Source organism: Rhodococcus sp. NPDC003318, from assembly GCF_042879035.1.
In the GTDB taxonomy this organism is placed as follows: domain Bacteria; phylum Actinomycetota; class Actinomycetes; order Mycobacteriales; family Mycobacteriaceae; genus Rhodococcus_G.
This window is the reverse complement of sequence record NZ_JBIAOU010000004.1, coordinates 160,016-183,733: the sequence shown is the minus strand read 5'-3', so window position 1 is coordinate 183,733 and position 23,718 is coordinate 160,016. Positions and strand designations below refer to the sequence as shown.

Genomic DNA, 23,718 nt, shown 5'->3' with positions numbered 1-23,718 from the left:
GTCATTCGGATCCGGCCCCGTCCCGACGCCGACGGCCCGCCCGGATCGCCGCAGTGATGACCCGCAGCCCGGCCGCGAGCAGCACGAGGTTGCCGACGATCTGCGCGGACACGATCGCCCGCGCGGCCTCCGTCTTGGGGACGATGTCCCCGAATCCGACGGTGGAGAAGCAGACCAGCGTGAAGTACAGGGCGTCCATCCGCGACAGCGGCTCGCTGAAACTGTCGGCCGACCCCTGCGACAACAGGACGTAGGTCACGGCGCAGACCAGCAGATAGGTCGGGACCATGATCGCGAGCGCCTCGATCGACTGCACACCCGGATAGCGCGCCCTGACGATTCGCCGGATCTGCCAGACGAACACGGCGATCACCACCAGCATCGAGATCACCAGGCCGCCGATCGCCGACACCGACGACAGATCCTGCAACGGCACCAGGAAGTAGACCACCACCAGCAGTACCGCGCTGATCACCGGGCGTAGCACCGCCCGCCGGATCAGGCTGCGTCGTTCTGCCTTGGGCAGGGATGCGAAGCTGTCCGCGATGTGGCGGTCGTGATCCCCGTCAGCGGACATCGCCCCGGTCCGACGACTGGCTGACCGTCACCGACAGTCCGGGATCGGTGGCAACGGTCAGCGGGGACGGCGACGCACCCCCGGCGATGACGTGGGCACCCAATGCTGCGATCATCACCCCATTGTCGGTGCACAGCCGCGGTTTCGGGATGCGAAGCGTCAACCCGGCCGCGTCGCATCGCTCCTGTGCGAGCGACCGGATCCGGGAGTTGGCGGTCGCGCCGCCGCCGAGGACGAGGGTGTCGACCCCGACGTCGGTGGCCGCCCGGACCGCCTTCATCGTCAGCACGTCGGCAACCGCTTCCTGGAAGCTCGCCGCGACGTCCGGAATCGACACCGGTTCACCGGCCCGCTCCTTCGATTCGACGTAGCGCGCCACCGCTGTCTTGAGTCCGGAGAACGAGAAGTCGTGCCGGGCGTCGCGCGGGCCGGTCATGCCGCGGGGGAACGCGATCGCGGTCGGGTCGCCGTCGCGGGCGGCCGTATCGAGCGCGGGGCCGCCGGGGAACCCGAGGCCGAGCAGCCGGGCCACCTTGTCGAACGCCTCACCCGCCGCGTCGTCGACGGTGGTGCCGAGTTCCTCGATCGGCTCCGCGAGGTCGCGCACGTGCAGCAGGTGGGTGTGCCCACCGGAGACGAGCAGCGCGACGCACGGCGGCATCGGTCCGTGTTCGAGCGTGTCGACGGCGACGTGGCCCCCGAGGTGGTTGAGCGCGAAGAACGGCACGTCCCAGGCCGCGGCGTAGGCCTTCGCCGCGGCGGCACCGACGAGCAGCGCACCGGCCAGGCCCGGACCGATGGTGACGGCAAGCGCGTCGGGCTTGACGATCCCGGCCTGGGCCAGTGCCCGCCGCATCGTCGGCACGATGGCCTCGAGGTGCGCCCGCGACGCCACCTCGGGTACGACGCCGCCGTAACGCGCGTGCTGATCGACGCTGGAGGCGACCTCGTCGGCGAGCAGCTCGCAGGTGCCGTCCTCGTGCCAGCGGACGATGCCGACTCCCGTTTCGTCGCAGGAGCTTTCGATTCCCATCACGATCACGACTGCTGCTCCTCGGGCTCGTCCGACGGTCCCGGCCGGCGCATCGTGTACGCATCCGCGCCGCTCGGCTGGTAGTAGTTCCGGCGGGTTCCCACGATCTCGAAACCCTCCCGCCGGTAGAGGGCGAGGGCCGCGTCGTTGTCGGTGCGGACCTCGAGGAAGACGGGACCACCGTGGCGGTCGGCCAGCCGCAACAGTTCGTCGAGCAGCACAGACCCGAGCCCGCGACGCCGGTGCGCGGGGTCGACACCGATCGTGTGCACCTCCGACTCCGGCGCGAACGTGTTGCCCAGCAAGGCGATACCGGCGTAGCCGATCACCCTGTCCGAGTCGTCGCGGATCACGAAGTACCTGTTGTGCCGGTGGGCGAGTTCGGACCGGAACGCGTCGGCGCTCCACGGGCCGTCCCCGGGGAACAGCAGTGTCTCGAGCTCCGCGCAGCGTTCGGCATCGGCCGGCCGCATGGCGGTCACGGCCGCACTCATTTCTTCCGGTCCGCCATCTCGACCGCGTCGGGACGCCGGAGATACAGCGGCACAAGCGGTTCCGGCTCGACGCCGGCGAGGATCGCCGGAGCTGCCACCGCGACCAGCCCGGCGGGCGACGGCGTCGCGACCGCCACGATCGGCAACTCGAACAGGTCTGCGTGCACGGGCGACCCCGCGACGACCACCGAGGGCTGCGGCTCGACGTCGGCGGGCTTGTGCACGGCCGGACCCTCGACCCGAGCCCCCGCCGCGTAACGCGCCCAGTACACCTCGCGCCTGCGCGCGTCGGTGACCACGAGGAGATCCCGACGGTCGAGCGTCGCGGCGTCGGCCGCGATCGCATCGAGACTGCACACCCCGTGGACCGGGATCCCGAGCGCGTCGGCGAAGGCGGCGGCGGTGGCCATGCCCACCCGCAGTCCGGTGAACGGTCCGGGACCGACCCCGACCACGACGGCGGCGAGGTCGGCGGGCACGTGACCGGCCTCGGTCAGGCACTCCATGATGTGCGGGGTCAGCACCTCGGCGTGGGCGCGGGCGTTGACGGTGACCCGGGACGACAGGGTGTGCGGGGCGTGCGGGGCGTCGCCGCCCAGGCGGACCACCCCCGCGGTCACGGCCGGGGTGGCGGTATCGACGGCGAGTACGAGCACGGTCAACCAGAATACCCGCACGTCAGTGCGGGATTCACGGCGGCGGTCGCGGTCACGACACCCAGCCCCACTGGGCGGTGCGCACGTCGGACTCGGGTTCGCGGCGCAGCCGCACCAGCAGGTGCCGGTCCGTCAGGTGCTCGACGATGCCCTCGCCCCATTCCACGACCACCACCGCGCCGGCCAGGTCGGTGTCGAGGTCGAGCGCGTCGAGTTCGTCGAAGGTCGCGGAACGCTCCGCCCCGAGGCCGAGCCGGTACGCGTCGACGTGCACCATCGCGACGGGCTCACCGCCACCGGGGCGCTGCCCGGCCCGATGCTCACGGGCGATGATGAAGGTCGGGGAGCTCACCCGGCCCTCGACGCCGAGACCGGCGGCGATGCCGCGTGCCAGCGCGGTCTTGCCCGCGCCCAGCGGACCGTCCAGCACCACGAGGTCGCCCGCGCCGAGCTCGACCGCGAGCCGCCTGCCGAAGGCCTCGGTGTCCTCGACGGTCGGCAGGTGGATCACCGAGTGCCCCTCGTTCACCGAATGCCCCTCGTTCACCGACTGTTCCGGTTCAGCCACCGATACCTGCCTTCGCGACGATGTCGTCCTCCCCGATCGCCCGCGCGACCAGCCTGTCGATGGCGTCGGTGACCCGGATCGGGAACTCCAGCTGCACGAGGTGACCGCCCGAAACCACCCGCACCAGTTCCGAATTGGGCAGCGCCGCGGCCAGGGCCTCGGACTGGGCGAACGGGATCACCATGTCCGCGTCTCCGCACAGCACCAGGCTCGGCAGGTCCGCGATCACCGGCAACGCCGCCGACTCGTCGTGCAGTTCGAGCGAGGAGAGGAAGTTGACGATGGTGGTCACCGACGTCTCGTTCAGCATGGAATCCGTGAACCGGGTGAGCGACGGGCTCACCTCGGTGCCGTACGACGCGGCCCGCAGGATCGGCGCGATGATCACTCGCGCCGCCCCGCGACCCAGCTGGACGAGCCCCGGTGCGGTGCGCACCGCCAGCCGGAAGGCGTCGATCACCGGGTTCTCCAGGTTGCGGCTGAGCCCGGTCTGGTTCAGCCCGGCCGCGGCCGTCGAGAGGAACCCGACGCCGATGACCCGGCCGCCGAACAGTTCCGGCACCTGGCGTGCCATCGACAGTACGGACATCCCGCCCATGGAGTGCCCGACGAGAACGACCGGACCGGTCGGCGCGACGGCCCGCAGCACCGCGTGCAGGTCGCGTCCGAGCTGGCCGATCGTGCACGACTCCGCCGTCGGGGTGCCGGATTTGCCGTGGCCGCGCTGGTCGAAGAACACCATCCGCACCGAACTGCCCCACCGACGCGCCAACTGGCGTCGCTGGAAGTGCCACGACGCCATCTGCAGGCAGTACCCGTGCACGAAGACGACGGTGAGCGGGGCGTTGGCCGGCCCGACCTCGCGGACCGCGAGCATGACGCCGTCGTCGGCGGCCACCAGACTGCCCCGGTCGCTGTCCATCAGGCCGAAGTCCTCGTCCGCGTGCCGGTCGCGGCGCCGCCGACTCGGCTCCGCACGGTGCTGGACCGCCCGGACCCCGGCCAGCGCCCCGAGCACGGACGCGATCCCGGCACCGCCGACCACGCCGCGCCGGCCGAACGGCGTCACCGGCCCGCCTGTGGGCCGCCGGTGTAGGACCGCACGACGCGGCCCCGCACCCCGGTCACCACCTCGTAGTGGATGGTGTCGAGGGCGTCGGCCCAGTCCTGCGCGACCGGGGAGCCGTCGTCGCCGGGGCCGAACAGGATCGCGGTGTCGCCCTCGGCGACGGCCCCGGGATCGGCGCCGAGGTCGACGACGACCTGGTCCATGCACACACGACCGATCTGCGGGTAGCGCCGCGACCCGATCTGCACCTCGAAGCGCCCGCCGAGAATGCGCGGGACGCCGTCCGCGTAGCCGACCGGGAGCAGCGCGACCGTGGTGTCGTGCGGGGCGATCCAGGTGTGGCCGTAGGAGACGCCCGCGCCCGCCTCGACCTTCTTGACCAGCGCCACCCTCGCCCGCAGCGTCATCGCCGGACGCAGACCGAAGCCGCCGAGTTCCGGCACCGGCGACAGCCCGTACAGCGCGATACCGGGCCGCACCATGTCGAATCGCAGGTCGGACCGGGTCAGTGCGGCGGCCGAGTTCGACAGGTGCACCCGCTCCGACCGCAGGCCGAGCCGATTCGCGGACGCCACCGCGTGCCGGAGCACCTCGGCCTGCTGGTCGATCACCGGATGGTGGGGTTGGTCGGCGTGCGCCAGGTGCGAGAACACCCCGCGGAACCGGACGGCCTCCTCGGCCTGCGCCCGAGCCAGCCCGTCGAGCAGGTCGCCCAGCTCGGCGGCGGACACCCCGTTGCGATTGAGCCCGGTGTCGACCTTCATCGTCACCGTCGCGGTGATCCCGACGGCGCGCGCCGCGGCGACCACCGCGTCCAGGTGGCGGGGGGAGGACACCGCCAGTTCGACGTCCCGGGCGATGGCGGTCCGGAAGTCGGTGTCCGGGGTGTGCAGCCACGACAGCACGGGAGCGGTGATGCCCGCCGCCCGCAGCTCGAGCGCCTCGTCGATGGTGGTGACGCCCAGTTCGGCGGCTCCGGCGGCCAGCGCCGCCCGCGCCACCGGCACGGCGCCGTGGTTGTAGGCGTCCGCCTTCACCACGGCCATGACGTCGGCGGTTCCGGATCGCTCGCGCAGCAGCCGGACGTTGTGCGCGACCGCGTCGAGATCGATCAGGGCCTCGGCCTGAGGCAGCGGCGGCGAGGATGACATTCCCGGCTCCCCCGACGTTCCGGACAAACCGGCACCTGTCGCGGAGACGGGTGCCGTACGGTCACTCTGTGCGGCGATAGACATGGTTACCCGATCCTGCCATCACCATCCGTTATGCCCCAATGACGCTCCTCACTGGACGGGTCACAGTTTGAGCACCGGCTGCGCCCTCAGGATCCGGATCGCGGCCCTGATCTGGGACAACAGGGCGGTCGCCGAGATCGGCGCACTCACCTCGGAACCCTCGCCCGCCGCGAGCGCCGCCGCGAGCGAATGGGCCCTCGCCCCCATCGCCGCTGCGGTCGACGCGGCGAGCCCGGTCGACAGCAGCGCCCCGATCACCCCCGCGAGCACGTCGCCCGAGCCCGCGGTCGCCGCCGCCGATCCGCCTGCCTCGTTCACCAGTACGGATCCGTCCGGGTCCGCGATGACGGTCGCGCGCCCCTTGAGCAGCACCGTCACCCCCCACCGGTCGGCGAGCTCCCGGGTCCGGCCGACCCGGTCGCCCGTGGGATCGACCCCGGTCAGCCGTTCGAACTCCCCGGCGTGCGGGGTGAGCAGCGTCGGTGCCGCCCGCCCGGCGACGAGCCCCGGTTCGGCGGCGAGCACCGACAGCCCGTCGGCGTCGACGAGCACGGGAAGGTCGGTCCCGAGCGCAAACGCGACCACTTCCCGCGCGGCCGCGCCGGTCCCGATCCCGGGCCCGACCACCCACGCCTCCACCCGCCCCGCATCGGCGGCGGCGTCGACCGCGACCACCTCCGGCCACCGCGAGAGCACCTGCGGCGCAGCCGATCCCGCGTATCGGACCATCCCCGATGTCGCCGCCACCGCGCCACCGGCACACAGCACCGCGGCACCGGGATAACGCGCACCACCGGCGATCACCCCCACCACACCCTGCGAGTACTTGTCGTCGCCGGCCCCGGGTAGCGGCCAGCGAGCGCCGACCTCGTCCGGTGTCAGCGCCGAGATCGAGGGCACCGGAAGGTCCAGCCCGATGTCGACGAGTTCGACTCTGCCGCATCGCGACGCGGCGAGCACGTGCACCGGCTTGAGGGCCCCGAACGCGACGGTCACCGCGGCCGTCACCGCGGGACCCGAGGTCGCGCCGGTATCGGGGTCGACGCCGCTGGGAAGGTCGACGGCGACGATCGGCGCGATGACCGCGGCGACCAACTCGGCGGCGGCGGGACGCAACGGACCGCGTCCGGAGATCCCGACGATCCCGTCGAGCACCAGATCGGGATCCCCCGGGTCCGCGACCACCCGACCCCCGGCGGCCCGCAACGCCGCGAGGCCCGGGCCGTGCGCGCGTGCCGGGTCGAGCAGCACCGCCCGCACGTCGACACCGCGGCGTCGCAGCAGCGCGCCCGCCCACAGCGCGTCACCGCCGTTGTCCCCCGAGCCCACGAGCAGCGAGACCGACCGGCCTGCGACTCCACCTGTGCGGGAACGCAATTCGGATGCCACTACGCGAGCGAGACCGTGTGCGGCGCGGCGCATCAGGGCGCCGTCGGGCAACGCGGCGAGCAGCGGCGCCTCGGCCGCACGGACCTGATCGACAGTGTGGAATTCGCGCACCGGGGCTCCTCACGTCACGGACACCAACGACGGGTCGACGGTATCGGCAGGACTACGCTCGGTCCATGCGTACGTTCGCGGCCACCGCCCTGCTGCTCACCGCCGTGCTCGCGGGCTGCGGTAGCGGGACGGACGGCACGGAACCGTCGACCACCGCGCCGACCTCGGAGTCGGGCACCACGACGGTGCGGGTGGCCGGCATGAGGTTCACGCCGGAGACCGTCACCATCCGGGTCGGCGAAACCGTGACGTGGGAGTTCGACGACAACGGCCTTCCCCACAACGTGACCGCCGACACGTCGGCGCCGTCGGAGTTCCGGAGCCCGATCCGCACGACCGGGTCGTTCACCGAGACGTTCACCGAACCGGGCACCTACCCCTACCTGTGCACCCTGCACCCGAACATGACCGGCACCGTCTTCGTCACCGAGTAGTATCGAACCATGAATGTGATTCGAGTCACATTGTCGTGCGCGGCGGCCGTCCTCCTCGTGACGATCGGCACTCCCGCCACCGCCCAGCCCGACGTGAACACCGTGTCCGAGCGCACCGTGGAGGTGACCCGGCTCGCGTTCCGTCCGGCGACGATCCGAATCCAGATCGGCGACACCGTGACCTGGATGTTCGACGGGAACAGCGGCGAGCACAACGTCACCGCCACCGGGCCGTCCACGGCGCTCGACTATTTCGCCAGCGAGACCATGTCCGGCGGCAGTTACAGCCACACGTTCGGCAGACCCGGCACGTACATGTATCGGTGCACCGAACACCCCAGCGCGACAGGCCAGGTCATCGTCCGCTGAAGCGGAGTGTCGGCGTGTGACGGAAGATCCGTCACACGCCGAGACCGGCTGTCATTCGACGGTGACGGACTTCGCGAGGTTGCGCGGCTTGTCGACGTCGTAGCCGCGGGCACGCGCGACCTCGGCCGCGAACACCTGCAGCGGCACCGTGGACAGCAGCGGCTGCAGCAGCGTCGCGGCGGGCGGGATCTCGATCAGGTGGTCGGCGTGCGGCCGCACCATCTCGTCACCCTCCTCCGCGATGACGATCGTGCGGGCACCACGCGCCTTGATCTCCTGGATGTTCGAGACCAGCTTCGAGTGCAGCACCGCACGCCCCTTCGGGGACGGCATCACCACGATGACCGGCAGACCCTCCTCGATCAGCGCGATCGGGCCGTGCTTGAGCTCACCGGCGGCGAAGCCCTCCGCGTGCATGTACGCCAGCTCCTTGAGCTTGAGCGCACCCTCGAGCGCCACCGGGTACCCGACGTGCCTGCCGAGGAACAGCACGGTCGACGCGTCCGCGAACTCCCGGGCCAGCGCCCGCACCGGCTCGACGGTGTCGAGCACCCGCGACACCAGCGCGGGCATCGCCTCGAGCTCGCCGTACTCGCGCGCGACCTCGTCCGGGTACTTGGTGCCGCGCGCCTGCGCAAGGGCGAGTCCGACCAGGTAGTTCGCGGTCACCTGGGCCAGGAACGCCTTCGTCGACGCGACGGCGATCTCCGGACCGGCCCGGGTGTAGAGAACCGCGTCCGCCTCGCGCGGGATCTGGGCGCCGTTGGTGTTGCAGATCGCGAGCACCCGGGCCTTCTGATCCTTGGCGTGCTTGACCGCCTCGAGGGTGTCTGCCGTCTCACCGGACTGCGAGATCGCCACCACCAGCGTCGACCGGTCCAGGACCGGGTCGCGGTACCGGAACTCGCTGGCCAACTCCACCTCGACAGGCAGCCGGGTCCAGTGCTCGATCGCGTACTTGGCGAGCAGCCCCGAGTGGTAGGCGCTGCCACAGGCGACCACGAAGACCTTGTCCACGTCGCGCAGTTCCTGATCGGACAGCCGCTGCTCGTCGAGCACGATCCTGCCGTCCTCGAAGTGCCCGAGCAGGGTGTCGGCGACGGCGGCGGGCTGCTCGTCGATCTCCTTGAGCATGAAGTAGTCGTGGCCGCCCTTCTCCGCGGCCTCGAGATCCCAGTCGATCCGGAACGGATGTCCGGACGCCTCGTTCCCGGCGAAGTCGGTGATCTCGTATCCGCCGGCGGTGATGACCACCACCTGGTCCTGACCGAGTTCGATCGCGTCCCGGGTGTGCTCGATGAACGCCGCGACATCGGACCCGACGAACATCTCGCCCTCGCCGACCCCCACGACCAGCGGCGTCGAGCGGCGCGCGGCGACGATGGTGTCCGCGTGGTCGGCGTGGGTGAACACCAGCGTGAAGGCGCCCTCGAGCCGGCGCAGCACCTTGTGCGCGCTCGCCACGAAATCGCCCGCGGTCTCCCCCTCGGCGTACGCCTGCGCGACCAGATGGACCGCCACCTCGGTGTCGGTGTCGCTGCGCAACTCCACACCCGACGCCTCGAGCTCCTGCCGCAGCGGCGCGAAGTTCTCGATGATGCCGTTGTGCACCACCGCCAGCTTGCCGCTGGCGTCACGGTGGGGATGCGCGTTGCGGTCGGTCGGGCGCCCGTGGGTCGCCCACCGGGTGTGCCCCATCCCCGCGGTACCGGCGAACCGGTCGGCACCGACCTCGTCCAGTTCGGCGGTCAGATTGTCGAGCTTGCCCGCCTTCCGTTCCACGGCGAGCCCGCCCGCACCGTCCAGGACCGCGATCCCGGCGGAGTCATAGCCGCGGTACTCCATCCGGCGCAGTGCCTTCACCACCACGTCCAGGGCCTGGCGGTGGCCGACGTATCCCACGATTCCGCACATGGTGTCCAAGCGTACTGGGCACCGACGACGGCAAGGGCCACCAGGTGGGAGGGCTCACGCCACACCCGCCGTTCCCGGCCGGGCGGGCCGCTACGCCGAACGGACCCCCGCGTGGCCGGTCCTTCGCACGTCCCCGGCCGCGGTATCGGATACGGTCGTGCACGTGGCGCCGACTACGAAGAATCTGGTCTCCCGTCTGTCCAAGCGTGGACCGCACCCCGTGCTGCGGGGAGACCTCGCGTTGGCCGGTCTCCCCGGCGTGGTGTACACGCCGACCGAGGGGTACTCGCTGCCCGCGGTCGTCTTCGGGCACGCCTGGATGACGAGCACCGATCGGTACCGCGAACTGCTGATCCATCTCGCGTCCTGGGGCTTCGTCGTCGCGGCCCCCGGCACGCAGCGCTCCCCCATCCCCTCCCACCTGACGTTGGCCTCGGATCTGCGGTCCGCCGCCGACATCTGCACCGGGGTTCGGCTGGGCCCCGGCAAGATCAGCGTCGCGCGGGATCGGGTGGCGTTCGCGGGGCACGCGATGGGCGCGGGCGCCGCGGTGATCGCGGCCGCCGAGCACGGCTCCCCCGCGGTCGCCGCGCTGTTCCCGGCGCCGACCGCCCCACCGGCGGAGACGTTCGCCGCGAAGCAGACCGGTCCCGCGCTCGTTCTCGCCGCGGAAGAGGACCTGGACTCGATGAACTGCAACGCCCGTTCGCTGGCCGCCACGTGGGCCGGGCAGGCGATCCTGCGCAGCGTCGACAAGGCGTCGGGTACCGGCCTCGCCGAGGGACGTTCGCTGTTGGGAGCGCTGGGGGCGGGCACGCCGCAGCGTGGCACCCAACGCACGACCCGCGCCCTGCTGACGGGGTACCTGCTCTACCACCTGACCGGTGCCACCGAGTACGACGTGTTCGCGACACCCGACGCCGAGATTCCCCACACAACGCTGGTGCCGGACCTCGAGGAGCCGGATCAGACCAGCCAGCTCCTGCGCGGGTAGTCGCACTCGGGCGCGGGATGTCCGGCGCCCGGGTCGGAACGGTCGGTGCACGGCTCGGGCGGTGCCCACAGGGCCGCAGCACGCGTGGCGGCCGCGATCGACTCCTCGACCCGGCCCACCGTGGCGCTCAGCTGCTCCCGCAGATCCTCGATCCTCACAGCGGGCCCGCGTCCGCCAGTTCCGCGCCGATGTCGTCGTCGACCGACGGTTCGACGACCGTGGCGGCCGCCCGGTCCCGTCGGCCGCCGCCGGTCGCTCCGAAGCCGAGCGTGCCGTGGTCGGCGTCCGGTACCGCCTCGGTTGTTTCCGGATCCACGGCCGGCGCGGGCTCCACCGGCACCACGGGCACGGGACCGGCCGCCGCGGCAGCGGCCTCCGCAACGACCGTCTCGTCGCCGGGCGGACCGACCGTGTCGACCGCGCGCGAGAGGATCCGCTGCACTCCGTCGACGACGAAGGTGGTCAGCGCGCACAGATCGGTGAGCGCGAGCACGTGGGCGCGCACGTGCGGAACCAGCACCTCACGCAGCCACGCCGCCTGTACGGCGTCGCCGTCGGCGGCGGCGGCGAGCGCCCGGTCGATGTCCGCGACGTCGCGCCCACCGATCCCCGTCACGTCGAGGCGGAGCGTGAACTCGGCCTGCGCCCGGACCGCGTCGCGGATCACGGCGGAGCCGGAGGCGAGGGCGTCGGCGGCCGCCGTGACCGCAGCGCAGGTGTCCCGGCCATGGTCGAGTCGACGGGCCGTTGCCGTGAGCGCGGCGTCGGCGGCCACCCCGGTCCAGGCGGCCGCCATGCGCGCCGCCGCCTGCTCCTGTGCCAACAGGTGCGCCCGCAGGACCGCGGATGCGCCGTGCAGCGCGTCCGCGCCGGAGAGCATCGCGTCGAGGTCGACTCCGCGGTGCGCGTGGTAGAGCGTCGGCAGGTCCCCGGCGCCGACCCCCTCCACCGCTTCGGCGCGGGGCACGAACAGCGTGAAGTAGCGCAGGCCCACTGCTCCGCGGTCGAGCACGGCGGCGACGGATTCGCCGGAGGTCACGAGTCGAGAGTCCGGAGGTGCGCCGCGGTGCCCGCGTCGAGCCCCGCGCACCGCCCCGCGGTCAGGGACAACGCGTCGGCATCGACCGTGGTCCACCGCGCCCAGTCTCGGACCGCTCGCACGAGCCTGCCCCGGTCCCCGGCGACGGCGACGAGCGCGTCCATCCGGTCGGCGAGCAGCGCGAGCTCCGCCGCCGAATCCGTCAGTGCGGCAGCGACCGAACGCACGGTCGCCTCGTCGAGCACCAGTTTCCCGTCCACGTGAAACATCCCCACTGTCGGCTGCACCGTCACGGTGTCAGACGCAGCGGACCGCGGATCGGTTCCGCCCGCCGCTGCGTCAGACCGACGCGACCCGGTCGGCGAGGCCGTCGGCGAGGCTGCGGGCGATCTCGAACTCGGTGGCCTCGACCATCACCCGGACCAGCTGTTCGGTGCCGGAGGGGCGCAGCAGCACGCGTCCGGTGTCGCCGAGCCGGGCTTCGGCCTCCGCGACCGCGGCGAGCACCTGCGGTGCGACGGCGACGGCGGCCTTGTCGGTGACCTTCACGTTGACGAGGACCTGCGGCAGGGTGCGCATCACGGAGGCCAGATCCGCGAGGGACGTGCCGGTCTGCGCCATCCGGTGCATCAGCCGCAGGGCGGTCAGTACCCCGTCGCCGGTGGTGCCGAAGCCGGGGAGAACAACGTGGCCGGACTGCTCGCCGCCGAGGCTGAAGCCACCGCCCCGCAGTTCCTCGAGCACGTAGCGGTCGCCGACGGCGGTCGTACGGACCTCGATACCGGCTTCGCGCATGGCGATGTGCAGACCGAGGTTGCTCATCACCGTCGCCACGAGGGTGTTGTCGGTGAGCTCGCCCGAGTCGCGCATGGCGACGGCCAGGATGGACATGATCGCGTCGCCGTCGACGACGGCGCCGGTCGCGTCGACGGCGAGGCAGCGGTCGGCGTCGCCGTCGTGGGCGATGCCGAGGTCGGCGCCGTGCGCGACGACGGCGGCCTGCAGATCGTCGAGGTGGGTGGAGCCGCACCCGTCGTTGATGTTGTAGCCGTCCGGGCTGGTGTGGATCTCGATGACCGTCGCACCGGCGGCCCGATACGCCTCCGGACCGACGACGGCGGCCGCACCGTTCGCGCCGTCGACGACGACGGTGATCCCGTCGAGGCGGTGGCTCGTCGCGCGGGCGAGGTGGGCGAGGTAGCGCTCGGCGGCATCGGGTGCCGCCACGACGCGTCCGATCGCCGCGCCGGTGGGCCGCGGAATCAGGTCGTGGTCGGCGAGGGCGGCCTCGATCCGGTCCTCGGACTCGTCGTCGAGCTTGTGTCCGCCCGCCGCGAAGATCTTGATGCCGTTGTCGGGCATGGGGTTGTGCGAGGCGGAGATCATGACGCCGAGGGCTGCCTCGTAGGCATCGGTCAGGTGTGCCACCGCGGGGGTGGGCAGCACGCCGACGTCGACGACGTCCACACCGGCCGCACACAGTCCGGCGGTGACGGCGGCGGCGAGCATCTCACCGCTGGCGCGGGGGTCGCGGCCGACGACCGCGGTCGGTCGGGGGGTGCCCCGTTCGGACAGTGCCAGCACCGAGGCGGCCGCCCCGGCGATGCGCAGTGCCAGCTCCGCGTCGAGATCCGCGTTCGCCAACCCGCGCACACCGTCCGTACCGAACATCCGACCCATGAATCGAGACCCCTGTCGTTCTGTGTTTCCGTGGTCCTGCTGTTTCCCGCAATTGTGCATTTCTACGCCGAGAGCAGGCGTCCGGTGGTGCTGGACGCCTGCTCTCGGGTGGAACAGGTTCCGGACACCCGCCGCGAGCGGCGGGGCCGGTGACGCATCAGCGCTTCGAGTACTGCGAAGCCTTGCGGGCCTTCTTCAGGCCGTACTTCTTGCGCTCGACGGCGCGGGCGTCACGGGTGAGGAAGCCGGCGCTCTTGAGGGCCGGACGATCCTCGGGGGTGACCTCGATCAGGGCGCGGGCGATCGCGAGACGCAGGGCGCCGGCCTGACCGGACGGGCCGCCACCGTTGAGGATGGCGGTGACGTCGAAGGACTCGGTGCGCTCGACCGTGACCAGCGGAGCCTTGATCAGCTGCTGGTGCACCTTGTTCGGGAAGTAGTCCTCGAGGGTGCGGCCGTTGAGCTTGAACCCACCGTTGCCGGGGGTCAGGCGGACGCGGACGACGGCTTCCTTGCGGCGGCCGACGGTCTGGATCGGGCGATCGATGTAGATCGGGGCGGCGGGAGCAACGGACTCCTCGGCCACGTACTCCTCGACGACCTCGGGCTCGGAGGCGAATTCCTCCACGACGACCTCGGCGTTCTCGTTCTGCTCGGTCACTGGGCCACCTGCTTGATCTCGAACGGAACCGGCTGCTGCGCGGCGTGGGGGTGATTCGGGCCTGCGTAGACCTTGAGCTTGCCCGCGATCGCGCGGCCCAGCTTGTTCTTCGGGATCATGCCGATGACGGCCTTCTCCACGAGACGGTCCGGGTTGTTCTCGAGCACCTCGCCGACGGAGCGGGCCTTGAGGCCGCCCGGGTGGCCGGAGTGGTGGTAGATGTACTTGTCCTGCCGCTTGTTGCCGGAGACGGCAACCTTGTCGGCGTTGATGATGACGACGAAGTCGCCGCCGTCAACGTTGGGGGCAAAGGTGGGCTTGTGCTTGCCGCGCAGCAGGTTCGCTGCCTGGACGGCAAGGCGGCCGAGCACCACGTCGGTGGCATCGATGACGTACCACTGGCGGGTCACGTCACCTGCCTTCGGGGCGTAGGTAGACACAGCACTTCCTCGTCATGTCGTGTAGCTGCTGGCCGGTGCGTGCGGTCCGGATCCGTCCCCGGCGGCCAGTGGAGACCCGGGAACCCGCGCTACGACCGCACCCGAGGATGCACGCCGTACCGCACGCCGACAGAAGACCTTACCGCCCAGGTCACAGGCTGGTCAAAGTGGGGTCGCCTCAGGAGGGCGACCCGCCCTGCCGGCCACGCGTGTCGGCCCGCAGCTTGAGCAGGTAGAAACCGGACAGCGTCGCCACGACGAGCCAGGCGACGGCGATCTCGACGTCGAGGGCGTAGATGCCGACGGCTGCGCCGACGAGACCGGCGAGGAACACACCCGCGCCGACGATCTTCTTGGTGGGAGGAGGAACAGTGGCCATCGGAGAACACCTACTCGAACATCGTTGCCGAACTTCGAACACTCACACTCCGGTGGAGCCGCGGTCCGGCCCCGACGCGCTCCGCACGCCCGGGTACCGCGCGCTCCGGTACACCACGGCGAACGCTAACGTCCGTCACCTCCGGATCGTGGGAGGCGCGTCGGGACGGGTCGCATTCGGCCGGCTATCCGAGCGGCCGGGCGCCGCGCTGGGCGAGCATCAGCGTCATCAGGCCGGCTTCCCTGCCCTGTTCCTGCATCATGTCGCGGGCTGCCTGTTCGACCGGACCTCCGGTGAGCACCTGGTCGGCGGCGCGGGCCATCGCGACACCGCCCAGGTGGTGTCGCTGCATCAGCTGCAGGAACAGCACCTCGGCCTCGCGCCCGTGCGCGGCAGCGAGCGCGTCGAGTTCCGCGGTCGTCGCCATCCCCGGCATCGCGTCCTCGGCCGCCCCGGCGTGCTCGTGCCCGACCGCGGGCTGCCAGGCCATCGGCCGCGGATTCGTCGGCGGGGCCTCGACGAGACGCAGCCAGCCGAGCAGGGTGCCCGTCTCGACCCGCTGGGCGTCGCTCATCTGCCGGGCCAGGGCCGTGACCACCGGGTCGACATCGGACGCCAGGCGCCCGGTCATCAGCAGCGCCTGCTGGTGGTGCGCGGCCATGTCCTGGACGAACCCGATCTCGACGTCGTCGAGCACCGGAGCCGCGTGGGGCGTCTCCGGGATCACGAGGGGACGCAGCGCCGCCCCCACCACGAGTAGCAGCAGTGCCAGCGACGCGAGCGCGGCCGGCCGCACGAACCGGATCATGAGCCGACGGTGGACACCTGGTCCGGCGGCGGCGTGTACACCTTCTCGTCGAGCCGCAGGGTCAGGAATCCGTTGTCCGTGCACGTGACCCACAGGTCGTTGCCACGCCATTCCGGTGGGGAGATGCACCAGTCCGTGGACAGGTCACCGCCCACGACCATCCCGGTGCGCGGGGTGACCGCCTGGCCGGGGTCGAACTGGCCGCCTGCGGTGGCCTGCACGACCGCGGGCACGCTGAGCAGCGGCACTCCCAGGAGCGAGGCCAGCGCGTGGGACGAGTTGAGGCGGTCGAGGTTGCGGTCGGTCATGGCGGGCGGGTTGTAGTAGCCGATCTCCCGGACGTCGTGCGGGTCGGTGACGTCGAAGACCCGGATGCCGGAGGAGAACCAGCCGCAGGCCAGGGCGGTCGGATTCACCGGGCGGTCCGCCGAGCAGTAGTGCGACTCGTAGGCGAACACCGAGCCGCCCATCCCCGAACCGATCTGGCTGTCGATGTTCTCAGGCAGGTTGATCTCGAGCTTGATCGTGTTCACGACCTCCGGTTCCCGGTCGTCGGCGACGTCGATCAGTTTGACGCCGCCGGATCCGCCTTCGTTGACGGTGAAGAGGTACGGATGGCCGTCGTAGGTGACCGGGATGCTGTGCTGCGTCGCCCAGCCGTCCGTCCACGACATCCTCGCCACCTGCGGCACCTGCGGATTCGGGTCGCGGCGTTGGACGGCGCCGGTGTCGAGTACGGTGAGGCCGCCGAAGTTGTTGGACAGGTACATGCGGTTTCCGTCGGGGCTGATCCCGAATCCGTGCGCGGACATCCCGGTCCAGCCCTGCCAGATCACCCGGGGTTCGGTGGGGTCGGCGAGGTCGACCGCGCTCAGCACCCCCTCGACACCCGACGACCAGTAGGTGCGGCCGTCCGGCGAGAACCCGCCCTCGTGGGCGGTGATCGGCAGCGGCATCTGCAGGCTGGTACCCGGCCCGGGGTTGAGCAGTTGCGGGTGCGCGCAATCGGAGACGTCGTACACCGACAGCAGACCGGCACCCAGAAGGGCGGGAACTCCGGTGCCCACCAACAGCTTTCGGCCCGGGTGCACCTTGAGGCTCTCCCAGGTGCCTGCCACCATCGCCGGCTCGGTCAACCGGACGGTCGGCACCGGGTGGGTCGGGTCGGAGACGTCGACCACCTGCACCCCCGGGGAGGGGCCGAGGACGGCACTGGGGAAGACGGATCCCATGTAGGCGCAGTTGTCGTAGCTCGCGGAGACGATTCCGCTGCCGTCCCCGGCGTATCCGCCGACGCGCGTGATGTTGCAGTCGTATCCCTGTGCGCTGCGGCCGGTGTCGCGGTCGCCGGCGGGAACGTCGCCCTGCAGGCCCGGCTCCGGCGACGATCCGGGACCACAGTCGGCGCGCGCGGCGGCGACCCGCCCCACGCCGTCGTACTCCTGCACCACCCCGGAGGTGTCCGCCACCGGCGCGGCGGCCACGTTCCCCAGCGGTGGCAGCAGCGCAGCCGCGGCGGCGACGACAACCGCTCGACGACGAACAGCGGTACCCCACACCACGATCACATCCCCTCCGTCGGATGCCCGCGCGACGGAACCATTGTCGATCCACGTCCTGCGGTTCGGGGCGGAAACCGGGACATCCGTTCAGGTGACGGTCCCGACGTCGTGTGCGACCGGGTTGTCCAGCGCCCGTTCGGCCACGGCCGCGATGGTCGTGGACGGGTTGCACGCCGCGGCCCCGGGGATCAGCGCGCCGTCGAGGACGTGGAGTCCACGCTGGCCGTGGACCCGGCCGTCGAGGTCGCAGACGGTGCCCCTGCTCGCACCGCCGAGCGCGTGCCAGGTGGACGGCACGACGGCGTTGGTGTCGGACCGCATCGCGTCGTCATCCCCCGCTGCCGAACACGAACCGCGACCCCGCCGACCGAGTGTCGACGGGGCCGCGGCGTGAGGGGATCCGCTGGGCGGGCGCCTACTTGGCGAGCTCGACCATGTCGTGGTCGGCGACCGCTCCGGCGAGCACGCGGAGGTGGTCGTCGGCACTGCCGAGGGTGTGCCCGATGGCAGTGAGGCGCGAGACATAATGCCCCACAGGGTATTCCGCGGTCATGCCGATGCCACCGTGCATCTGGATCGCCTCGAGGCCGATGTGCCGGGCGGCGCGGCTGACCTGCAGCTTGGCCCGCGAGGCGACGATCGGGTCCACGATGCCGTCGGCGAGGTTCATCGTGGCGTACAGGCTCATGCTGCTCGCCAGCTCGAGCTCGACGTACATGTCCGCGGCGCGCTGGGTCAGCGCCTGGAACCTGGCCAGCGGAACTCCGAACTGCTTGCGCTGCTTGAGGTATTCGGTGGTCAGGCGCAGCGTTTCCTGCATCGCTCCGACGGCCTCGGCGCACAGCGCCGCCTGGGTGCGCACCTGCGCGGCCGTGATCGCGGCGGAGGCGTCGCCGCCGTCGCCGAGCTGTTCGGCGGTGGCGCCGACGAACTCGATCTGCGCGGCACGCAGGTCGTCGTGGGTGGCGTAGGGCTTGCGGGTCACGCCGGCGGCGTCGGCGGCGACGAGGAACAGGCCGATGCCGCCGTCGGGCAGCACGGCACTGACGACGAGCGTGTCGGCGCAGTCACCGTGCGGCACCGGGTTCTTGGTGCCGGTCAGGGTCCAGCCGTCACCGGACCGGACAGCGGAGGTCGCGACGACCTCGTGCGGCCAGCGGCTGCCGGGCTCGGAATGCGCGAAGGCGAGGAGCGTGGTGCCCTCCGCGACACCGGGGAGGATCTTGCCGCGCTGATCGGCGGAGCCCACCTCGGACACCAGTCCGCCCGGGGTGAGGACACCGTCGAGGAACGGCTCCGGCGCGAGCGCCCGGCCGATCTCGGTCATCACGGCCATCGTCTCGACCGGTCCGGCGCCCATGCCGCCGTCCTCCTCGGCGAACGGGAGGCCGAGCAGACCGATCTCGGCGAGCTTGCCCCACACGTCGTCGCTCCAGCCCTTGCCCTCGGCGGTGACGGCGTTGCGCTTCTCGGCGTCGTAGCTGCGGCCGAGCAGCTCGCGGGTGGTGTCCCGCAACATGACCTGTTCGTCATTGAGTTCGAAATCCATGGCAGCTGCTCACAATCCGAGAATCGAGGAGGAGATGATGTTGCGCTGAACCTCGCTCGATCCGCTGTAGATCGAGACCTTGCGGTAGTTCAGGAAGACCGGGGCACTGCGCTGCGCCCAGTCGGGTGACGCGATGTCGGTGCCGTCGAACGGCAGCGAATCGGGGCCGGCGACGTCCATCAGGAGCTCGGTGGTGGCCTGCTGCAGCTCGGAGCCGCGCAGCTTCAGCAGCGACGAGGCCGGGTTCGGCTTGCCGTCCGCGGAGCTGGCGACGACGCGGAGCTGGGTCAGCTCGAGCGCGACGAGTTCGTTCTCCAGTTCGGCGAAACGCGCCGCGAACAGCGGGTCGTCGAGGAGGGAGCCGTCACCGACCTTCGTCTCGGCGGCGTACTTCTTGGCCTTGGCCAGTCGGGCCTTGCTGGCACCGGTGCGGGTGACGCCGGTGCGCTCGTTGCCGAGCAGGAACTTCGCGTAGGACCAGCCGGCGTTCTCCTCGCCGACGAGGTTCTCGGCGGGGACGCGCACGTCCTCGAACCACACCTCGTTGACCTCGTGGCCGCCGTCGATCAGTTTGATCGGCCGGACGGTGATGCCCGGGGTCTTCATGTCGATCAGCAGGAACGAGATGCCCTGCTGCCGCTTCGGCGCGTTGGGGTCGGTGCGGACCAGGCAGAAGATCCAGTCGGCGTGCTGACCGAGGGTGGTCCAGGTCTTCTGGCCGTTGACGATGTAGCTGTCGCCGTCGCGCACCGCGCGGGTCTTGAGGGAGGCGAGGTCGGAGCCGGCCTCGGGCTCGGAAAAGCCCTGGCACCACCAGATGTCGAGGTTCGCGGTACCGGGAAGGAACTTCTCCTTCTGCTCCTGCGAGCCGAACGCCGCGATCACGGGGCCGACCATGTCGGCGTTGAAGGCCAGCGGATCCGGGACACCCGCGAGCTGCATCTCGTCGAGGTAGATGTGGCGCTGCACCGGCGTCCAGTTCCGGCCGCCCCACTCGGCCGGCCAGTGCGGCACGGCGAGACCGTTGGCGTTGAGGATCCTCTGCGTGGTGACGAAGTCGTCCCGGGACAGTTCGCCGCCGGCGGCGCGTTCACGGATCTCCGCGGGGATCTGCGTGGTGAAGAACGTCCGCAGTTCGTCGCGGAACTCGAGTTCCGCCTCGGTCAGTTTCAGATTCATGGCGTGCTTTCTGTGTCAGATCGAGGCCCGCATCGTCGGGGAACGGTGCGCGGCCGCCTTCCGCCTGCCGGTGAGCGCGAACTAAGCGCTCGCTCATATCTAAGCGCATGCTTATACTCACCCTGTGACCGGCCGTTGTCAAGGCCGACAGGCGACAGGAAGGTGAGGAATGAGCGAGACCGACGCGGTACGCCTCACCAGGCCCAACACCGTGGTCAGCGAGTCGAAGGCAGCCGCGCGGATTCGCGTGGCGGCCGCCGAGGCGTTCGCGGAGAACGGCTACGGCGGCACGACCACCCGCGACATCGCGGCGCGGCTCGGACTCTCCCCCGCGGCGATGTACCCGCACTACAAGTCCAAGGAGGAGCTGCTCTACGCGATCAGCTACGAGGGCCACCTGCTGTGCGTGGAACTCCTCACCGCCGCCGACCCGATCGACGAGACCCCGGCGGTCAGACTCGCCTCGGTGGTGCGCGCATTCACCAGCTGGCAGGCCACGCACCACGCCCGCGGACGCGTCGTGCAGTACGAACTGACGGCCCTGTCGCCGGACCACTACCGCGAAATCCTCACGCTGCGACGCGAGATCAGCCGCGTCATCGAGCGCATCATCCGCGCCGGGGCGAAGGACGGCTCGTTCGTCGTGCCCGACGTCGCGGGCGTGAACCTGGCGATCAACTCGCTGTGCGTCGACGTGTGCCGCTGGTTCCCCGGCGGCGGGTTCACCGACCCGGACGCCGTCGCCGACCTCTACGCGGAGCTGGCGCTGCGGCTGGTGGGCGCCGGCACCTGACCGTCAGCGCGACCGGGTCTGCAACGCCAGGATGTCGCCGTGCAGCAACGCCTGACAGCCCAGGATGAGCTCGTCGACGCCGCCGATCTGGTCGCCGACGTTGTGGGTGTTCGCGGTGGACATCTCGCGGTTGCCCGCCCGCGCGACGAGTTCGTCGATCCGCGAGTCCAGGCTCATGGTGCGCTGCACCGCCGCGATCGACCGCAGCCGACCCTCGGCCTCGCCGAGGAGGTCACCGATCCGGGCGAGCGCCGCTACTCGTTCGACGAGCTGGTCCCACACCGGTTCGAGCGCGCGTTGCCGGGACCGGATCTGCTCCCGAGCGGCCTCTCCGTGCGCCGCCTGCATCGCCGTCGCGAGTTCGCCGCCGATGCCCCGCAACGCGAGGGTGTCGACCGCGATCTGCGTCAGCTCGTCGGCGAGGTCGAGTTGCGCACGCTGGACCGCGAAGTGGTCGCTGTGCCAGGCCGCGGAGCCGTCGATCCGGTCGTACAGCGTCCCCGCGAGGTACAGCAGGGCGTCGAACCGATCCGCGAACCGATCCCCCGGCTGCCCGACGGTCGCTCCGAGTGCGTCCGCGGCGCGTCGTCCGGCTGCTGCCCACCGCGTCCGCTCGGTCAGGCCGGCCAGCCGCTCCGCGGCGACGTTCACCGCCGCCGCGGTCGCCTGGTCGGTACGGTGCTCGCCCAGCGGGGCGGGGGTCCGCGCCAGGGCGTCGAACAGCGCGTCCCGCTGCGCCGGTTCGAGATGCACACCGTCGCGGCGATCGCGCCGGATGGTCCGCACGCCGTTCGCATAGTGCGCAGGCGAATGGGTGAACCTCGCGCGTGCCGTGAGCAGTCGGCGCTCCACCTCCCCGGCCCGGTAGGACGCCAACACCTGGAGCGCTCCAGGACGCATCGCCCGGGCCTTGTGGTCGAGCCGGACGTAGTCGTCGGCGAGAGCACGCAGCGCACCGAACCCGCCGATGTCGGGCAGCGGGCGACCGATGTGGCGCCGGTTCGCGAGCACCTGCCTGGTCGGCTCGTCGAGGTGGCCGGCCGCGATCAGGACCGCGGCGTCCGCGGACAACTCGCGGTGGGCACCGTCGACCCGGGCCTCCTCGCACCACCGCCGCACCTGCGCGGTGACGTGCGCCCGTCGCTGCGCCGCAGGGTGCATGGCGTCCATCGGTCCTCCCCGGGTCGTACCACGTCAGGACTCCACTGTCCCAGAACTTCGGTGTGCGCGCCGCCGCCCGCTCGCGTCGCGTGAACCCGAGACATGCAGGTCGACGTCCCGCCCCGACACCTCATTCCCGAGCGAACGAACAATCCGGTCGGTATTGTCTCAGCGACTCACAGTCAACCAGCGCTCCAGGAGTCTCCATGTACCTCCGCCGCCTGTTGATCGGCATCGCCGGGTCGGCCGCCATCGTCGTGTCCGGCACCTCGGCCGCATCGGCATCGACCATCGCCGATATTCTGCCTCCCGAGATCGTCGCCCTCGTCCCGTCCGCGTCGGCGGATGCGGTGAACCCACTGCTACCGCCGCTGCCCGCCCCGCCGGCGCTGCAGGTCGCACCTGCGCCGGAGGTCGCGGCTGCGCCTCCCGCTGCGCCGCAACCCGCACCGAGCCAGGTGTACTACGAGAACTGCACCGAGGCCCGCAATGCCGGCGTGACGCCGCTGTACCGCGGCGAGGCCGGGTACGCCGCCCACCTCGACCGCGACAACGACGGCATCGCCTGCGAGTGATCGTTTCGGGCCGGGCGTCACGGCGACGGGAGCCGCCGCCCGGCCCGCGCGACGAGCACCATGTCGCACCCGAGCACGTCGGCGACGGCCGTGAGCACGTCGAGTTGCACGGTCGCCCGGCCGGCCTCGATCGCCTGCACGCTCGACCGCGACACCCCCGCGAGTTCCGCGAGTCTGGTTTGGGTGAGGCCCAGCTGCAGGCGCCGCGCCGTGAACCCGTCCGCGATGCGGCCCGCCGACGGACGCCCGCTGCGACGAGGCCGGGATCGCGAGTCGGGCATCGGGGGCCCGGGTACGGACACCGCTGACCATCTCCTCACACGGTTGCCCGAAGTGTGCGCCGGTCTGTCGACGCTGTCCAGGGTGCTAGCCTGCGGCGATCATGACTTTTCTGGCACTGGTCCGGCACGGCGAGACCGACTGGAACGCAGAGCGGCGTCTGCAGGGTTCCTCGGACGTTCCGCTCAACGCGGTCGGCCGCACCCAGGCCGCGAATGCCGGTGCCAGCCTGGCGACGCATAGCTGGGACGTGCTGGTGAGCTCTCCCCTGTCCCGGGCGGGCGAGACCGCGGACATCATCGGCACCCATCTCGGGTTGCAGCGGTCGGTGACGCACCCCGGGCTGTCGGAGCGGCATTTCGGCGCAGCCGAGGGCTCCACCGACGAGGAGCGGTGGGACCTGTGGCCGGACGGCCGCTACCCGGGTCTCGAACCGCATTCGGCCCTCACGCGCCGCGGCCTGGCCGCGCTCGACGACCTCGCCTCCGGTCATCCCCGCTCCGCGATCGTCGCGGTCAGTCACGGGGGCCTGATCCGGGCGGTGATCGGCGCGGTCAGCGGCCTGTGGGCGCCGCGAATTCCCAACGCGGGCATCGTGACTCTGCACCACGACGGGGACCGGTGGTCGGTCCGGACCGTGAACGGCGTCGGCGTCGCGCGGCGAGCACCGGTCGAGCCCTGAATCGCCCTGTCGAACGGAGCGGTCTCCACCGCGCCATACGGAGTAGGGCGTGCACACGGGCAATCGACCGTGCACACCCCGGCTGCGC

At 71.4% G+C, this 23,718-nt stretch carries 28 protein-coding genes and 1 pseudogene; 6 read left to right on the top strand and 23 right to left on the bottom strand.

The features are described 5' to 3' along the window. Nucleotide 1: 1 nt before the first annotated feature. The 8 genes from ACFYVR_RS10290 to ACFYVR_RS10255 all read right to left on the bottom strand — a co-directional run bounded on the left by ACFYVR_RS10290 (nucleotide 2) and on the right by ACFYVR_RS10255 (nucleotide 7,132). Nucleotides 2-577, bottom strand: coding sequence for a potassium channel family protein (locus ACFYVR_RS10290; protein WP_387472384.1), 576 nt, complete (start codon nucleotides 575-577; stop codon nucleotides 2-4). After that, nucleotides 567-1,619, bottom strand: a complete 1,053-nt coding sequence (gene tsaD / locus ACFYVR_RS10285) for a tRNA (adenosine(37)-N6)-threonylcarbamoyltransferase complex transferase subunit TsaD (RefSeq protein WP_387472382.1) — start codon at nucleotides 1,617-1,619, stop codon at nucleotides 567-569. The genes ACFYVR_RS10290 and tsaD overlap by 11 nt, the downstream gene beginning before the upstream one ends. Further along, a complete protein-coding gene (rimI, locus tag ACFYVR_RS10280; RefSeq protein ID WP_387472380.1) occupies nucleotides 1,616-2,104 on the bottom strand; it encodes a ribosomal protein S18-alanine N-acetyltransferase in 489 nt (162 codons plus the stop codon). Before rimI ends, tsaD begins: the two co-directional genes overlap by 4 nt. Beyond that, a complete protein-coding gene (gene tsaB, locus ACFYVR_RS10275) occupies nucleotides 2,101-2,760 on the bottom strand; it encodes a tRNA (adenosine(37)-N6)-threonylcarbamoyltransferase complex dimerization subunit type 1 TsaB (protein WP_387472378.1) in 660 nt (219 codons plus the stop codon). The genes rimI and tsaB overlap by 4 nt, the downstream gene beginning before the upstream one ends. 52 nt (nucleotides 2,761-2,812) lie before the next feature. Then, nucleotides 2,813-3,307, bottom strand: a complete 495-nt coding sequence (gene tsaE / locus ACFYVR_RS10270) for a tRNA (adenosine(37)-N6)-threonylcarbamoyltransferase complex ATPase subunit type 1 TsaE (protein WP_387472705.1) — start codon at nucleotides 3,305-3,307, stop codon at nucleotides 2,813-2,815. A 13-nt stretch (nucleotides 3,308-3,320) separates the two neighbouring features. Next, nucleotides 3,321-4,397 carry an alpha/beta fold hydrolase gene (locus ACFYVR_RS10265; RefSeq protein ID WP_387472375.1) on the bottom strand — a complete coding sequence of 359 codons (1,077 nt, stop codon included), beginning with the start codon at nucleotides 4,395-4,397 and terminating at the stop codon, nucleotides 3,321-3,323. Then, the gene (gene alr, locus ACFYVR_RS10260) at nucleotides 4,394-5,548 is read right to left on the bottom strand and encodes an alanine racemase (protein WP_387472373.1); all 1,155 of its coding nucleotides are present in this window, start codon (nucleotides 5,546-5,548) and stop codon (nucleotides 4,394-4,396) included. The genes ACFYVR_RS10265 and alr overlap by 4 nt, the downstream gene beginning before the upstream one ends. Before the next feature lie 144 nt (nucleotides 5,549-5,692). Then, nucleotides 5,693-7,132 (bottom strand): NAD(P)H-hydrate dehydratase, encoded by a 1,440-nt coding sequence (locus tag ACFYVR_RS10255; RefSeq protein ID WP_387472371.1) that lies wholly within the window; start codon nucleotides 7,130-7,132, stop codon nucleotides 5,693-5,695. A 65-nt stretch (nucleotides 7,133-7,197) separates the two neighbouring features. Between ACFYVR_RS10255 and ACFYVR_RS10250 the strand changes: the two genes are divergently transcribed. Both ACFYVR_RS10250 and ACFYVR_RS10245 read left to right on the top strand, forming a co-directional pair. After that, complete coding sequence (locus tag ACFYVR_RS10250) at nucleotides 7,198-7,566, top strand: plastocyanin/azurin family copper-binding protein (RefSeq protein WP_387472369.1); 369 nt, start codon at nucleotides 7,198-7,200, stop codon at nucleotides 7,564-7,566. 9 nt (nucleotides 7,567-7,575) lie between these two features. Next, entirely contained in the window at nucleotides 7,576-7,935 is a 360-nt protein-coding gene (locus ACFYVR_RS10245) for a plastocyanin/azurin family copper-binding protein (protein ID WP_387472367.1), read from the top strand. 51 nt (nucleotides 7,936-7,986) lie between these two features. Here ACFYVR_RS10245 and glmS read toward each other — a convergent pair whose 3' ends face one another. Continuing rightward, on the bottom strand, nucleotides 7,987-9,849 hold the full coding sequence (gene glmS, locus ACFYVR_RS10240) for a glutamine--fructose-6-phosphate transaminase (isomerizing) (protein WP_387472365.1): 1,863 nt from the start codon (nucleotides 9,847-9,849) through the stop codon (nucleotides 7,987-7,989). Nucleotides 9,850-10,012: 163 nt separating this feature from the next. Between glmS and ACFYVR_RS10235 the strand changes: the two genes are divergently transcribed. Continuing rightward, the gene (locus ACFYVR_RS10235; RefSeq protein WP_387472363.1) at nucleotides 10,013-10,843 is read left to right on the top strand and encodes a hypothetical protein; all 831 of its coding nucleotides are present in this window, start codon (nucleotides 10,013-10,015) and stop codon (nucleotides 10,841-10,843) included. On the opposite strand, the gene ACFYVR_RS10230 is transcribed toward ACFYVR_RS10235, so the two are convergent. From ACFYVR_RS10230 to ACFYVR_RS10175, 12 genes and pseudogenes are all read right to left on the bottom strand, one after another. Continuing rightward, the gene (locus tag ACFYVR_RS10230; RefSeq protein WP_387472361.1) at nucleotides 10,816-11,001 is read right to left on the bottom strand and encodes a hypothetical protein; all 186 of its coding nucleotides are present in this window, start codon (nucleotides 10,999-11,001) and stop codon (nucleotides 10,816-10,818) included. The genes ACFYVR_RS10235 and ACFYVR_RS10230 overlap by 28 nt on opposite strands. Further along, nucleotides 10,998-11,882, bottom strand: a complete 885-nt coding sequence (locus tag ACFYVR_RS10225) for a hypothetical protein (RefSeq protein WP_387472359.1) — start codon at nucleotides 11,880-11,882, stop codon at nucleotides 10,998-11,000. Before ACFYVR_RS10225 ends, ACFYVR_RS10230 begins: the two co-directional genes overlap by 4 nt. After that, nucleotides 11,879-12,142 (bottom strand): hypothetical protein, encoded by a 264-nt coding sequence (locus ACFYVR_RS10220; protein ID WP_387472356.1) that lies wholly within the window; start codon nucleotides 12,140-12,142, stop codon nucleotides 11,879-11,881. Before ACFYVR_RS10220 ends, ACFYVR_RS10225 begins: the two co-directional genes overlap by 4 nt. A 79-nt stretch (nucleotides 12,143-12,221) precedes the next feature. Beyond that, nucleotides 12,222-13,562, bottom strand: a complete 1,341-nt coding sequence (gene glmM / locus ACFYVR_RS10215) for a phosphoglucosamine mutase (RefSeq protein ID WP_387472354.1) — start codon at nucleotides 13,560-13,562, stop codon at nucleotides 12,222-12,224. Nucleotides 13,563-13,719: 157 nt separating this feature from the next. Beyond that, on the bottom strand, nucleotides 13,720-14,223 hold the full coding sequence (gene rpsI, locus ACFYVR_RS10210) for a 30S ribosomal protein S9 (RefSeq protein ID WP_387472352.1): 504 nt from the start codon (nucleotides 14,221-14,223) through the stop codon (nucleotides 13,720-13,722). Beyond that, the gene (gene rplM, locus ACFYVR_RS10205; RefSeq protein ID WP_387472350.1) at nucleotides 14,220-14,663 is read right to left on the bottom strand and encodes a 50S ribosomal protein L13; all 444 of its coding nucleotides are present in this window, start codon (nucleotides 14,661-14,663) and stop codon (nucleotides 14,220-14,222) included. The genes rpsI and rplM overlap by 4 nt, the downstream gene beginning before the upstream one ends. A 178-nt stretch (nucleotides 14,664-14,841) precedes the next feature. Further along, nucleotides 14,842-15,042 (bottom strand): hypothetical protein, encoded by a 201-nt coding sequence (locus ACFYVR_RS10200; protein ID WP_387472348.1) that lies wholly within the window; start codon nucleotides 15,040-15,042, stop codon nucleotides 14,842-14,844. A 184-nt stretch (nucleotides 15,043-15,226) separates the two neighbouring features. Beyond that, a complete protein-coding gene (locus ACFYVR_RS10195) occupies nucleotides 15,227-15,850 on the bottom strand; it encodes a DUF305 domain-containing protein (protein ID WP_387472346.1) in 624 nt (207 codons plus the stop codon). Continuing rightward, nucleotides 15,847-17,418 carry an LVIVD repeat-containing protein gene (locus ACFYVR_RS10190; protein WP_387472344.1) on the bottom strand — a complete coding sequence of 524 codons (1,572 nt, stop codon included), beginning with the start codon at nucleotides 17,416-17,418 and terminating at the stop codon, nucleotides 15,847-15,849. The genes ACFYVR_RS10195 and ACFYVR_RS10190 overlap by 4 nt, the downstream gene beginning before the upstream one ends. Nucleotides 17,419-17,499: 81 nt before the next feature. Further along, a pseudogene (locus ACFYVR_RS10185) lies at nucleotides 17,500-17,847 on the bottom strand (GMC oxidoreductase); the annotation flags it as partial. After that, a complete protein-coding gene (locus ACFYVR_RS10180; RefSeq protein WP_387472341.1) occupies nucleotides 17,828-18,961 on the bottom strand; it encodes an acyl-CoA dehydrogenase family protein in 1,134 nt (377 codons plus the stop codon). The pseudogene ACFYVR_RS10185 and the gene ACFYVR_RS10180, both read right to left, overlap by 20 nt. Before the next feature lie 9 nt (nucleotides 18,962-18,970). Beyond that, nucleotides 18,971-20,140 (bottom strand): acyl-CoA dehydrogenase family protein, encoded by a 1,170-nt coding sequence (locus ACFYVR_RS10175; protein WP_387472339.1) that lies wholly within the window; start codon nucleotides 20,138-20,140, stop codon nucleotides 18,971-18,973. 169 nt (nucleotides 20,141-20,309) lie between these two features. On the opposite strand from ACFYVR_RS10175, the gene ACFYVR_RS10170 reads away from it, so the two are divergent. Next, nucleotides 20,310-20,933, top strand: coding sequence for a TetR/AcrR family transcriptional regulator (locus tag ACFYVR_RS10170; protein WP_387472337.1), 624 nt, complete (start codon nucleotides 20,310-20,312; stop codon nucleotides 20,931-20,933). 3 nt (nucleotides 20,934-20,936) lie between these two features. On the opposite strand, the gene ACFYVR_RS10165 is transcribed toward ACFYVR_RS10170, so the two are convergent. Beyond that, nucleotides 20,937-22,103 (bottom strand): hypothetical protein, encoded by a 1,167-nt coding sequence (locus ACFYVR_RS10165; RefSeq protein WP_387472335.1) that lies wholly within the window; start codon nucleotides 22,101-22,103, stop codon nucleotides 20,937-20,939. Between the two features lie 197 nt (nucleotides 22,104-22,300). Between ACFYVR_RS10165 and ACFYVR_RS10160 the strand changes: the two genes are divergently transcribed. Then, a complete protein-coding gene (locus ACFYVR_RS10160; RefSeq protein WP_387472333.1) occupies nucleotides 22,301-22,669 on the top strand; it encodes an excalibur calcium-binding domain-containing protein in 369 nt (122 codons plus the stop codon). Between the two features lie 17 nt (nucleotides 22,670-22,686). On the opposite strand, the gene ACFYVR_RS10155 is transcribed toward ACFYVR_RS10160, so the two are convergent. Beyond that, the gene (locus ACFYVR_RS10155) at nucleotides 22,687-22,950 is read right to left on the bottom strand and encodes a helix-turn-helix transcriptional regulator (protein ID WP_387472331.1); all 264 of its coding nucleotides are present in this window, start codon (nucleotides 22,948-22,950) and stop codon (nucleotides 22,687-22,689) included. A gap of 101 nt (nucleotides 22,951-23,051) precedes the next feature. Here ACFYVR_RS10155 and ACFYVR_RS10150 point away from each other — a divergent pair, with 101 nt between their 5' ends. After that, complete coding sequence (locus ACFYVR_RS10150; protein ID WP_387472329.1) at nucleotides 23,052-23,630, top strand: histidine phosphatase family protein; 579 nt, start codon at nucleotides 23,052-23,054, stop codon at nucleotides 23,628-23,630. Nucleotides 23,631-23,718 lie beyond the last annotated feature (88 nt).